At 35.6% G+C, this 12,885-nt stretch carries 14 protein-coding genes; all 14 read right to left on the bottom strand.

The window, feature by feature from the left end:
• Positions 1 to 365 (bottom strand): SAM-dependent DNA methyltransferase (locus FJ213_01915; GenBank protein ID MBM4174914.1); only part of this gene is annotated, 365 nt, incomplete at its 3' end.
• Positions 366 to 492: 127 nt separating this feature from the next.
• A complete protein-coding gene (locus FJ213_01910) occupies positions 493 to 1,926 on the bottom strand; it encodes a sodium/solute symporter (GenBank protein MBM4174913.1) in 1,434 nt (477 codons plus the stop codon).
• A 22-nt stretch (positions 1,927 to 1,948) separates the two neighbouring features.
• Positions 1,949 to 2,299 carry an STAS domain-containing protein gene (locus tag FJ213_01905; protein ID MBM4174912.1) on the bottom strand — a complete coding sequence of 117 codons (351 nt, stop codon included), beginning with the start codon at positions 2,297 to 2,299 and terminating at the stop codon, positions 1,949 to 1,951.
• 9 nt (positions 2,300 to 2,308) lie between these two features.
• Positions 2,309 to 2,833: a glycosyltransferase family 9 protein gene (locus tag FJ213_01900; GenBank protein ID MBM4174911.1), complete on the bottom strand. Its 525-nt coding sequence runs from the start codon at positions 2,831 to 2,833 to the stop codon at positions 2,309 to 2,311.
• Positions 2,833 to 4,878 (bottom strand): NAD-dependent DNA ligase LigA, encoded by a 2,046-nt coding sequence (ligA, locus tag FJ213_01895; GenBank protein MBM4174910.1) that lies wholly within the window; start codon positions 4,876 to 4,878, stop codon positions 2,833 to 2,835. Before ligA ends, FJ213_01900 begins: the two co-directional genes overlap by 1 nt.
• Entirely contained in the window at positions 4,859 to 5,653 is a 795-nt protein-coding gene (locus tag FJ213_01890) for a DUF4115 domain-containing protein (protein ID MBM4174909.1), read from the bottom strand. The genes ligA and FJ213_01890 overlap by 20 nt, the downstream gene beginning before the upstream one ends.
• A gap of 118 nt (positions 5,654 to 5,771) precedes the next feature.
• Positions 5,772 to 7,121, bottom strand: coding sequence for a 16S rRNA (cytosine(967)-C(5))-methyltransferase RsmB (gene rsmB, locus FJ213_01885; GenBank protein ID MBM4174908.1), 1,350 nt, complete (start codon positions 7,119 to 7,121; stop codon positions 5,772 to 5,774).
• Positions 7,122 to 7,260: 139 nt separating this feature from the next.
• Positions 7,261 to 8,520, bottom strand: coding sequence for a glucose-1-phosphate thymidylyltransferase (locus tag FJ213_01880; protein MBM4174907.1), 1,260 nt, complete (start codon positions 8,518 to 8,520; stop codon positions 7,261 to 7,263).
• A 122-nt stretch (positions 8,521 to 8,642) separates the two neighbouring features.
• On the bottom strand, positions 8,643 to 8,858 hold the full coding sequence (rpmE, locus tag FJ213_01875; protein ID MBM4174906.1) for a 50S ribosomal protein L31: 216 nt from the start codon (positions 8,856 to 8,858) through the stop codon (positions 8,643 to 8,645).
• Positions 8,859 to 8,995: 137 nt separating this feature from the next.
• A complete protein-coding gene (locus FJ213_01870) occupies positions 8,996 to 9,607 on the bottom strand; it encodes a hypothetical protein (protein ID MBM4174905.1) in 612 nt (203 codons plus the stop codon).
• A 3-nt stretch (positions 9,608 to 9,610) separates the two neighbouring features.
• Complete coding sequence (locus tag FJ213_01865; GenBank protein MBM4174904.1) at positions 9,611 to 10,219, bottom strand: sigma-70 family RNA polymerase sigma factor; 609 nt, start codon at positions 10,217 to 10,219, stop codon at positions 9,611 to 9,613.
• 47 nt (positions 10,220 to 10,266) lie between these two features.
• Positions 10,267 to 11,271 carry a DNA polymerase III subunit delta gene (gene holA / locus FJ213_01860; GenBank protein ID MBM4174903.1) on the bottom strand — a complete coding sequence of 335 codons (1,005 nt, stop codon included), beginning with the start codon at positions 11,269 to 11,271 and terminating at the stop codon, positions 10,267 to 10,269.
• Positions 11,268 to 11,384 carry a MetS family NSS transporter small subunit gene (locus FJ213_01855; protein MBM4174902.1) on the bottom strand — a complete coding sequence of 39 codons (117 nt, stop codon included), beginning with the start codon at positions 11,382 to 11,384 and terminating at the stop codon, positions 11,268 to 11,270. Before FJ213_01855 ends, holA begins: the two co-directional genes overlap by 4 nt.
• A 4-nt stretch (positions 11,385 to 11,388) precedes the next feature.
• Positions 11,389 to 12,849, bottom strand: coding sequence for a sodium-dependent transporter (locus tag FJ213_01850; GenBank protein MBM4174901.1), 1,461 nt, complete (start codon positions 12,847 to 12,849; stop codon positions 11,389 to 11,391).
• Between the last annotated feature and the right edge of the window lie 36 nt (positions 12,850 to 12,885).

Below are 12,885 nucleotides of genomic sequence, written 5' to 3'. Positions count from 1 at the left end.
ATTATTCCTTGCAATCTTGGATTTTCACGAGCTATAGAACGGATTAACTCGGTAAGCTGCTCGCCTATTTTTGTAGATAGTTTTCGTATAACTGACCAAGTAGAATCATCTAGATTCTCGGGTCGAAGTGGGATGTAAAACCTCGTAAGCTTTCGATCTTTTGATATTAGCTTGAGTGCTTTTTCTTTCGTACCAACGTTGTCGGCTATTCTGCTAACTTCATCATCGAAAACATCACATAAGCGCTTGACAAAGATTAACGGCAAAATAAAATCTTTGTACTTCGGGGCATCCTGCGCTCCTCTAATTGCGCACGCAGCGTCCCATATCCACGATTCAAGAGATTTGGAGTTATTGTTTGTCATGTTTCTAACTGTATTTGGAAAAGCATTTATGCCAAAATAAACAAATGCAAATTAGTTTATCACTTAACTGAGCTAATATTAATTGAGTTTGTTTTTTTTCACTTTCACAATAAAGATCGAGATGAAATTATTCAATCTTTTTTGAAGAGAGCGAAGTTAAGAACGAGCCAATTAATAGTGTTGCAATTACACCAATGAATGTGAACCATGTCCAAGCAACAAGTTTAAGTGAGATTACTGTGATCATAATAAATATTCCTGCAGTAAATCCAGCGAGCGCATCTTCTTGCGAAGAGCGTTTATTTAATAAACCCAATAGAAAAGTTCCTAACAAACCTCCATAGGTAAAAGATGCGATACTTAATGCAAGTTCTACAACCGCCTGCGGAGATTCCATGAAAAATATTGCCGCCCCTACTAACAAGACAGCCCATAGAATTGTAAACAACCGTGAAATTGAAAGCTGTTTTTTATCATTTTCAAATTTCCCGAAATATGGAATATAAAGGTCAAGCATCGTCGAAGATGAAAGCGAACTCATTGAACCCGCGAGTGTGGACATAGCCGCGGCAAACAATCCTGCAATTATTAATCCAGTTAAACCAGGCGGCAAAACATTAATGATAAACATTGGAAATATTTCATCTGATTTAACATTGATTTGACCATAATATGCATAAAGCATTACGCCGACAATTAAGAAAATTGCAAATTGAATAATAACTATAACTCCACTGCCAATTATCGCTCGCTGACTGCTCTTCAAACTTTTTGTTGCAAGTAATCTTTGAACAATTAATTGATCTGTCCCATGAGATGCCATCGATAAAAATGCACCACCAAGCACACCCCCAATCAATGTGTATGGTTTAGCAAAGAATCCGGAAAATCCATCACCGAATCCTAAATTAATAATGTTTAGTTTTGATTCAGAGCTTGCGGCATTCAGTACTGAATTCCATCCATCCGGAAGTATATTTAATATAAATATTCCAGCGATGAAAGCTCCACCGAGATAAATCAACATTTGTACAACATCGACCCAAATGATTCCTTTCACGCCTCCAGTATATGTATAAACTAATGTTACAGCAGCAATTATTGTAATCGCGACCGGATAACTTATATCGAGCATTAGCTTCAGTGGAATGGCAGTGGCAAATAATCTAACTCCATCGGCTGCTGTTCGTGTGAATAGAAAAACAATTGATGCGAATGATCTGGTTTTAGTACCGAATCGTGTTTCAAGAAAGGCATAGGCAGTCGAAAGTTCCCCTTTGAAATATGCAGGCAGAAAAACATATGCAACTAATATTCTTCCTATTAAATATCCAATTGTTAATTGGAGGAAATTCAAATTAGTTAAATATGCGAGTCCAGGAATTGAAATAAAAGTTAAGGTGCTCGTTTCTGCGGCAACAATTGAAAAGCAAACCGCCCACCAAGGGACTACATCCGATCCCAAAAAATAATCTCTGATACTTCGCTGTTTACCGCCTGAAATTATGCCAAGAGCAGCTATAAATACCAAATAGACTATAATTATTATGTAATCAATCAGGTGAGGATGATTTACCAAAATATTACTCTAAATTCTGGAGTTCACTAATTGCTTCTTCGTTAGTACTTATGAGTGGAAGTACTCGTTCGAGTTGAGAAATTCTAACAAGCGTTTCAACTTTTTCATTACAATGTGTCAATCTGATAGCACCACCGCGTTCTCTAATTTGACGTTGACAAAGCAGTAATGCACTTAAACCCGAGCTGTCACAAAATTCGACTTCACTCAAATCAACAATCATCTTTCTAACGCCTTCTGCTTGACATAAGATTGTGAACTCGCCTTTTAAGATGCCGGATATTGTTGTATCTAATTTTTTTTCATTTAACTTAAATACGACTATATCATCATTGTGTTTGACTTCAAAATTCATGTTCTCTCCCTACAGGAATAAAAATTTGAAAAAACTTTCATAGACCCCCTCAAAGTTTGCGTTTTCAGAAGTCCTCAATTGTAAGTTATTAAATAAATCAGAATTTTTCTTCAAAAAGCCGAGCTTTCTATCACATTTAATTTTGTGCATAAGATAATAATGGAAATAAGAATCGGAAATATTTAGATCAATCACTAAATCGTATGACTTCATTCTGAGCTGATTGATAAGCTGCTGTGAAGGGGTATCAAATTTACTCCGATGACCTGAATTGTAAACTACAGCAGTTATGGGAATTTTATCTTTGAAAAGAGGAGTGTAAGATTCGTTAATTACAAACGTAATTGACTCGATGTGCTTTTTAAATTGAGGAGTAAACTTCTTTAAATGATTAATTAGGACTGGATCATCAGGCAGTAAGACTAATGCACATTTTACATCTGGATTAATGATTGGCACAGAAACATTTCTCAGTTTTTTTCGGTTGAAAGCTCTAAGATAGAAGTAAAACAGTGATTGGGTAAATTTCTTCATTAACTTTTTAGAAGGGTGAGAAAATCTTCTTCTTTGAGAATTTCTATTTTTAATTTAGCGGCTTTTTCTAATTTCGAACCTGGATTTTCGCCCGCAATCAAAAAACTGGTTTTAGAGCTTACCCTCTCGGTTACTCTTCCACCGAGTGCTTCAATTTGCTTTTTAGCTTCATCACGCGTCATTGAACTCAATGTTCCGGTAATCACGAAATTTTTTCTACTTAATTTTGAGGCGGTTGATTTTTGTTTTGATTCAAACTGTAATCCGAAATTCTTCAAATCTTTTACAAGATTTACATTATTTTTATCCGCAAAAAAGTTGATGATACTATCGCTTATAGTTTCTCCAACCTCATGAATTTTTTGAAGTTCTTCTTTCGTTGCTTTCATTATTTCATTCATATTCTTAAACGAACGAGCGAGAACTTTAGCAACGCCAGCACCAACGTGCTTGATACCTAGAGCAAAAATTACTCTTTCGAAATTCTGTGATTTGCTTTCCTCAATTGCCTCTAAAAGATTGTCGATACTTTTTTCACCATAACCCTCAAGTTGAATCAAATCGTTGCGACGATTTTTCAATCGATAGATATCAACTGAATTTATTAAGAAACCAAGTTCAACAAATTTATTAACAATTGCATCACCAAGCCCTTCGATATCCATTGCTCCGCGTGAAGCAAAATGAACAATTCTACCTTTAACTTGCGCGGGACATTCGTAATTAACACAATAGACTGCAACTTCTCCTTCTGAATTGAACAGCTTTCCACCACACTCAGGACATTTTGATGGAACTTCAAATGGTTGTGAGCTAGAGGAGCGTTCATCAAGAACGACTTCAATCACTTTGGGAATTACATCTCCCCCTTTTTCGATCATAACGGAATCATTTTGACGAATATCTTTGCGTTGAATCTCTTCAAAATTATGCAGAGTTGCACGACTCACTGTTGTACCGGCTAATAATACTGGTTCAAGTTCGGCTACTGGTGTGATAGTTCCTTGGCGCCCAACTTGAAGTGTAATCTTTTTCAATTTTGTTTTTGCTTTTTTCGCTTCGAACTTAAAAGCTGTTGCCCACCGCGGGCTTTTTGCAACGTTTCCCAATAAAGATTGTTGTCTCAAGTCATTAACTTTGATTACTACACCATCAATTTCGTATGGAAGAGTTTCGCGCTTTTCTTCCCATTCGCGGCAGAATTGGATTACATCATATATAGATTCACAGAATCTATGATGCTCATTTACTTTGAATCCTAGATTTTTTAAAGTTATAAGATTTTCCGATTGGTGGTCCAATTCTTTTGAATACGACCTCAGACTGTAAGCAAAGAAGTTCAACGGTCTTTCCGCAACAAGCCGCGGATCTTGGAGTTTTAATGTACCCGCAGTTGCATTGCGTGGATTCGCAAAAAGTTTTTCATCCAATTTTTCACGTTCTGAATTCATTGCATCAAAATCTTTACGATTCATATAAATTTCGCCACGAACTTCAATGTTTTCAAATATTTTTTCTTCAACTTCTTTGAAATTCAAGCGCAGTGGGATCGATTTGATAGTCCTGAGATTATTTGAGATCTCATCACCTTTTAACCCGTCACCTCTAGTAACTCCTTGAACGAAAAGTCCTCCGCGGTATTGCAAACTGATTGCAACTCCATCGATTTTCAACTCGGCTATGAAATTAATCTGTTTAGTTGCTGACACTAATTCCCTAATGCGTTTATGAAAATCGTGCAAGTCTTCTTCGGAATAAGTGTTTGCTAAGCTGAGCATTGGAATGTCATGAAAAACTACTGGAAATTCTTTTGTCGGTTCACCTCCGACTCTCTGTGTCGGTGAGTCTGGAGATATCAGAAATGGATACTTTTTCTCCAAGGATATAAGTTCTTCCATCAATTTATCATATTCTCGATCGGGAATTGATGATTCATTCAACACATAATATTCATAATCGAATTTATGAATCAGCTCGCGAAGCTTCTCAAGCTGAATAATTATTTCTGAACTTACATTTTCAGAATTATTGACTTTTTGATTCATTTGCCTGTCGTAATATTTTCAAACCTTCTGGATCAATATAAACTCTCTTAACAGCACCGGGCATACCGACAAATGGAAGATTTTCTTTATTTAATGCAAACGATATTGCCCCAGCATTCCCAATCAATATTTCAAAATTTTTCTTTGCTCTCCAAAATTTTTGTTCTCCCTTTCTCATAAAAATCTCATCGATTACAGCACCGTCTCCCTTGATTTGCATCCATACGGAATCAGAAGCGATTCCAATTAATGTCAAACTATCTTTCGAAAAAAGAATCTTGCTCTCTTTTTTTCCATCGATAACTTGGGCTGGTTTTTTTTCATTAAAACGCGGCATAGTGTCATCAACTGTTCCATCAACAAATTCATGGTTCACTTCTTTCCCAGGAATTATTAATATGATTACAAAAATTAAAAGGATCATGGAAACAAGTACCAGTATTGTTGTCTTCGATTTCAGAAATGATTTAATATCTAAAATCTTTTCTGGAGCAAATTCGATTGCATCAGGTTCGCTTGGAACGGGTTCTTCTTCAATTATTCTTCCCTTAAGTAGCTCATCCAGCTTTTTGAGATAATCATTGGAGTCCACGTCCAAGATTGAAAGATAGCTTTTTAAAAATGACTTAACGTAAAGAGGTGGAAGAAAATCAAATTCGTTGTTTTCAATTTTTTCGAGATACTTTAGATCGATACGTGTACTTTCGGAAATTTCCTTCAACGAAATTCCGCGAAGTAATCTTCTTTCTTTTATTTCCTTCCCTAGTTCAGTCATTTAATTTGAATATTTCTTAATTCAATAAAAAGTTACTCAAGAGATTTTTCAGAAGCAACATTTGAGTCTTCGAGATAAACATTCATCACGTCATGCGAACTTAAAGTAAGTAATTGCATTAAGATTTCCTTAAAATTTTAGCCGCAAAACTTCCATCCATCCCGTGAATATTTGGGAAGGTAGAGATGCATCCATTCTCATCAATTAGACTCGGATGAAGGTTCGGATGATTTGTAACCAATTCAAAATGCGAGTTATGTATCAAGAAGTCTTTTATGATTTCAAAATTCTCTTCAGGCTCTATAGTGCAAGTGCTGTATACAATTACACCGCCTACTTTAACTAATCTTGAAGCACTCTCTAACAACCGTTTCTGAATTTGAGATAATCTTTTTATATCATCAGCGTCACGTTTCCATTTTATTTCTGGTTTCTTCATAAGAACACCCAAACCGGAACATGGAACATCAACAAGTACTTTATCAACTGATTCCATTTCTAGCTTCTCGCTATCCGCTTCGAGAAAATTAATATTAGTGAGCTTTAACCGTTCGATATTTTTCTTCATCAGAGCAATTCGGCTTGCATATTTATCAACAGCGAATATTTTTCCTTTATTCATCATTAGTTCGGAGATGAAGCTGCTTTTCCCTCCAGGTGCTGCACAAAGGTCAAGTACGGCATCTTCCTGCTGAGGATCTAATAGAAGACAAGGGAGCCCGGCAGATTCATCTTGAATAGAAAAATATCCCTCCTTGAAATAATCCCAATCTGTGATATTAGTAAGATGAAGTAAGGTGATGAAATTATTTGAATAGATCGATTCTCGAAATTTTAACTCTGCCTTATTTAATTTTTTCAGAAAATCTTCTCTGCTTGTACGGCTTTGGTTAAACCGCAATGTTAATCTTGGTCGTTCATTATTTTCTGACATCAATTTTTCAGCAAAGTCAGCACCGTATCTTGAAATCCATCTCTTAACAAGCCAGTTGGGATGCGAATAAATTGTTCCGTAATAGTTAATAGTATCTTCCTCTTGATTAGGATAACGAATTTCTTGCTTTGCCCGGATAATATTCCTTAAAACTGCATTCACTAAATCTGCGGATTTTTCCCCTTGAAGTTTTTTTACAAATTCCACTGCTTCATTAACAGCTGCATAATCGGGAATGTTATCAAGAAAAAGAATTTGATAAAGAGCTACGCGCATTGCATTCTTCAAATTTGGAATACATTTGGAAAACTCACCTCGATAAAATCCGCGCAGAATCCAATCGAGTTTACGTTCCCATCGCACTACTCCATGTACAAGTTCATTCAATAACGCTTTATCCTGCGATGAAAGCTCTCCGAAACGAAGTTCAACATCAACTAATTTATCTAGATAGGCATCAGTTCTATCAACACGGTTTAAAATTTTAACGGCAATCCCACGCGGTCCGACATAAAGATTTTTGAAAGTTTCCATACAATTTATAATTCATATATAAGGTTCTTAAATAAAAAAGTGAGGAAGAATGCTTCACTCACTCTCAAGATAATAAAAATCAGTTGAAGTTACGATAGACCTAAAACCAACTTTTCAGTCAGAAAGGGTAACTCAGAATTTAATTCGGCATTCCTCTTTTACGCCGTTCTTCACGAGTTAAATCAAAAACCTTTCTAAACAATTTCTCTTCGGCAGGGCTCATAGTTATCTTTCTCCTACCCATGACTCTTTTTGCAACATCCAGACTGCGATCAAGCGCATAAGTTGTCATCATTTCGCCGCCTCCCCAGGAAAATGAAGGCATATATTTCGGAGGAACTCCAGCTCCATAAATATTGCAGGAGACACCAACGTTTGTTCCAGTATTAAACATTGTGTTGATTGCACATTTCGAGTGATCTCCCATTGATAGACCGACAAACAACGAACCTGTATCTACAAGTTCTCCATTTATAAAGACTTTTACACTTCCATAGTTGTTTTTCAAATCGCTGTTGTTGGTATCAGCTCCCAAATTCACCCACATTGCAAGATAACTATGTCCAAGAAATCCTTCATGCTGTTTATTTGAGTGAGAATGAATGATCGAGTTTTCGACTTCCCCGCCTACTTTACATACTTCGCCAATTGAAGTCCCTTCATAAATCTTTGCACCTATTTTAATAACCGAATTTTCGCCGATAAAACAAGGACCTTCGATCACAGCATTAGGCATCAGTTTTGCACCTTTTCCAATGAAAATTGGACCTAATTCTGCATCCAAAACAACACCAGGTTTTACAGATGCTCCTTCATCAACGAAAATTTCATTTTCATTCAGTAAATAAGTCCCTTGATAAATTTTCCCTAAAAGCTTTTTCTTTTTTTCCTTAGTGAAAAAATTATAGTCAGCCGCAATTTGCGATGGATTATTATTAACTAAATCCCAATAATAATTAATCATCTTCACATCAATTTGCTTTTTGATCAATCCATCGAAGTCTGAAAGTGTAAATAAATCATGCAAATTACTTTTTAAGTTCTCTAACTTTTCTCCAGATACCTTTGCCGCTACAATAGTCTCACCATTTACAAATAGCACATCATTAGGATTAGTCAAATCTAATTTTTGCAGAAAACCCTCTTCTGCCAGTACTCTTCCGTTAACAAACAAACATTCTTTGCTGCTTATGAAATTTATTTCGTATTCCGGATTTTTCTCCACAAGAAAATCAGCGAGATAACTTCTGCAATGAAGTGTCACTTTTGAATTTGGAAAGTGTCTGAGAATTTTATCTTTTAATGAAGTGATACCGCAGCGAAGTTCATATGTCGGCCGAAAATAAGTTAGTGGAAGAAGCCGCTCAAAATATATTCCCTCAAATATGCAGACGTGCATTGCGTGAGTCCTTATATTATTTGGAGTGCAATTGTTACAGAAAATGAATGAGCTTCTCTGCTATCATAAAAGACTGATAGACAAGAGAAGCTCAAAAAAAACATTACTAAAATTAATATATGCTAAGCTTCCTGAGCAGATTGTGTCTTATATTTCTTCATGAATTTCTCGACACGGCCTGCAGAGTCAACTAATTTTTGCTTTCCAGTGAAAAATGGATGACAACTTGAACAAATTTCTAATTTTAGATCACCAACAGTCGATCTAGTAACAAACGAATTACCGCAAACACATGTTACCGTAGATTTTTTATATCCTGGATGAATTCCTTTTTTCATAATATCTCCGTTTCTAATCAAAATTGGGTTCAAAAATAGCAAAACATACTTCTAAAAACAATCCATAACTCTCATAAAACGAAATTTTTGCAGAGATTTAGCGAAATAATCAATAATTCTTAAAAAATGGAGGTTTTCTATTTATTCCGTCTTAGATTTGAAATAACTGTATCACGAGTCCGATTAGTAGTCGATTCAAATCCAACGGTTCTTTGAGGTCCATACTGAGCTGGCGGAGGAATTCTAATCAAGGTAGGTTCACTTGGAAAAGAAAAACCTGCATTTGTTTCAATTGTTTCTAAGTGAGTTGTTGATGTTGATAAAGGTTGATCAAGACTCACGCCCGGGCCTAATTGAATCGGTTCGCGATTTCGATTGCGAGCGACAACAATCTCTTTTTTCTTTGGAAGTACAATCTTGTTTGGTATCGGGATGTCTTTCAATGAGTTATCTTCGCTCAGTTTCGATTCGGCTTTGGGAAGCATTAGTAAGCCCTCATCCCTAAGATTTGAATTTGCGTTAACTGCAAAGAGAATTAAAACTGTAACGATGGCCAAAGATAATGCAGGGGCAAAGATTGGATTTTTGAAAAACCCAAAGACAGGTGAAGTCTGCCTAAAGTTAGGTTGCTTTGAAATTTCATATTCTGCAATTCGATTGGCTAAATTTTGTTCAAAATTTTCCGAAGCAGCTATTTTGGGTAAATTTCTTAAATCAGTAGAAATATTATCGATAATATTTGATTCCATTTTTTATGCATGATAAATATGTTTTAATAATTTTTGTAAACGAGCTCTTCCACGGTTAATTCTGGACTTGACCGTACCGATGTTTAACCCTGTAATCTCAGCAATTTCTTCGTAAGAGAGTTCCTGAACATCTCTTAGAATTATAAGTTCACGATATAAGGGCTTAACTTTTTTCAATGCATTCAATATTATTTTGTTTTTGAAAACAGCATCAGCATAATCATCGGGCCTATAAGATTCATCCGGCAGCTCGAATTCTGTGACTTCGTCATCGCCATGTAAATTCGTTCCTTGAATTGAGAAAAAAACTCGCCTGTTCTTTTTCCGCAATTCTGTTTTTGCCAGATTCGCTGCAATTGTGTAAATCCAAGTTGAAAATTTAGCAATAGTTGTATAATAATTTTTATTTTTATACAATCTGAAAAATGTTTCTTGTAAAACATCTTCAGATAAGTCACGGCTTCCGAGGAATTTGTATATGAAATTCATCAATGGATCTTTGTAACGAGCGACAAGGATATTATAAGCTTCAATGTCGTCAGTCTTTTGGAAATGAAGTATCAAATCTTCGTCATTAAGATCCTTTAATTTTTTATTCTCAGAACCGCTCATTTAACCATATCAGAAAATTTATGTTCCAAAGTTACTAAAAAATCCCCTCAGCTTTTTGATGCAATCGCAAATTCCCCTATCATTTGTGTGAAAAGTGTTTTCTCATCAAGACTTGTGGACTTAAGTTCAATATCTTTCTGAAGCAGAATACTGAATATTTTTGATATTTGATTGAAAGTATATCGTTTCGATGCTGACTCATAATCCTTCAGAAAATAAGGATGACAGCCAATTTTTGATGCAAGTACATTCTGATTGGATGAATTTCTCTTGAGTTCTGAATAAGTTAAAATGCTGGTAAAGTATCGCGTGAGCATAACAATGATATAAACCATTGTTGCTTCACCATTTAGGAGGTTAAATCCAATTTTCAGAGCAGAATCGAATTTTTTGTCTCCCAATGAATTATAAAGATCAAAAATCGTGAATTGCCTGCTTGAAACTAACAGTGATTTTATTGATTCCTTGTCAATCTCTTTACTGTCTCCAAGTGCAAGAAATATTTTACTCAATTCGGCATCCAACTCAGCAAGATTATTTCCAATGCTCGAATACAATAAATTAATAATCTCAAAATCGGATTTTATTTTTTCTTTCTTGATTCTCCGTTCGATCCATTCAAGAACTTCATCCTCTTTTAGTTTGGGAGAATTATAGGCGCAATTTAGTGCCGCAAGTTTTTTATAGGTTTGATTTTGATTCAAATTAACTTTTGAGTTTTCCACTAAAATCAATGAAGTCTCTGGAGAGGGATTCTCAAAATATGGAATTAGCTTTTCTTTCAGCTTCATCGAACCGAAATCTTTGATTACAATAATTTTTCTTCCACCGAAAAGAGAAATTTCGGAAGTAAGGTCTATAATTTCTTGGATTGTTTTTTCGTGTTGATAGAAACTCTCAATTGAGCAATTTTGTTCTTTTGATTTCTCTTTGATTAAACCAAGAGTTTTGTCGAGATAATAATTTTCCTCTCCGAAAATAAAAGCAAGCTCGGGAAAGGTTCCTTTGTTTATCTGCGTGGAAAATTCTTTGATATTTCGGTTAGCTTTCACTCAGAAGTATGCTTTTTACTTTCTTTTGAGATTGCTTTGAATAGAAAAAAAACCAATCCACCCCAAATGATTGCTATTGTTATAACGGCAAATATGATCGCGTCATTCGACATAAAATTACTTTTCTATTCTGGCAACAATTTTTTTATTGAAGATAATTAAAAGCAACAATACAATCATCCATTGCAAGATCGCAGTTCCAGCAGATTCTATTCTAAAAGGATTCCACCATTCAGTTTCCCAGCTGTATGAAGAGATAATCCACCATAATAATAATACAACCGCTAAAACCGGAATGATTACCGCAACAATGAAATTATACCACTTTCCAATTTTGTAATCACTCCCCTCTCCATTGATGATTTCCTCTCTAAAACGATTAACGCCAAACTTAATTATTGTGAATGAAATAAATCCTCCGCTTAAAATTAATCCTACTCCCCAAACCCAATCTTGATTAATTAGAAAATCTAAATTCAAGCTCGAAGGAAGTCCGAGCAGAAATGCAGCAACTGCAACAAAGATAATTGATCGTTCGCGCGGAAGTCCAAAATCTATCAATGCACGCGTTGTCAGCTCAACTAATGAAATTAGAGATGTAAGTGCTGCAAAAGAAAGTGCAAGAAAAAAGAGTGCTGTGATCGCGAGTCGAATTAAATATCCTCCAGGCAGATGGTTAAATAATTCCGGAAGATAGATGAAAGTCAAACCTGTATTTGCCGGTCCTGAAATGGAAATATCCTTAAAAGCATCGCCAGTAGTTAATGCAAAGACTGTTGAAAAAATAATTATTCCTGCAAGAAGGGAGATAGAATTATTTCCAAAACCAACTAAAGCTCCATTTAACGAAAGATCCTCTTTTTGCTTCGTGTAGATTGCGTAAGTAAGAATTAATCCCCAGCCTGCACCAGTATCCCAAGCATTTTGTGTGAGAGCTTGAATCCAAATTTTATGATTTAGGAGCAATTGGAAATCGGGTTTAAAGAAATATTCGATCCCGAGAAATGCATTTGGCAAAGTAACTGCGCGCACACCAAGAAGAACTAGTATAATTAATAGAGATGGAACTAATAGCTTGCTTGCCTTTTCTATTCCATTAACAATTCCACGATAAACAATGAATGCGGAGAACAAAATCGCCGCCGCATGAAAGAAAATCGGTTGAAAACCTGTGCTGAAATCCGTCCAATATTGAGGGTAATTTGTAACTGAAAGAAGATCATCGGTAAAGACTGCTGTAAAATATTTTATGCACCATCCTGTGACAACAGAATAATAAAACATAATTGCTGTAGCAACTAAAACGATAAATCCACCCATCCATGCAAATTTTTCACCTGCCATTTTAATAACTGCACCGATGGGTCCTTTGCGAGTATATTTCCCAATCGCAAATTCGGCAATGATGAGTGGTACAGACCAAACTACAAGAAAAATTATCCAGGGAATTAAAAAAGAACCTCCACCATTTTGAGCAACAATCCGAGAGAAACGCCAAATGTTTCCGGTGCCGACGGCGATGCCGAGAACTGAAATTATGAGCGTCCACCGCGACGTGAAGGTTTCTTTTATTGACATTACTAACTAATAGAATTTATTCCAGAATACATAAAG

It is taken from the genome of Ignavibacteria bacterium, assembly GCA_016873845.1.
Taxonomy (GTDB): Bacteria; Bacteroidota; Ignavibacteria; order Ch128b; family Ch128b; genus JAHJVF01.
The sequence above is the reverse complement of the archived record's forward strand: the minus strand, read 5'-3'. Positions and strand labels throughout refer to the sequence as shown.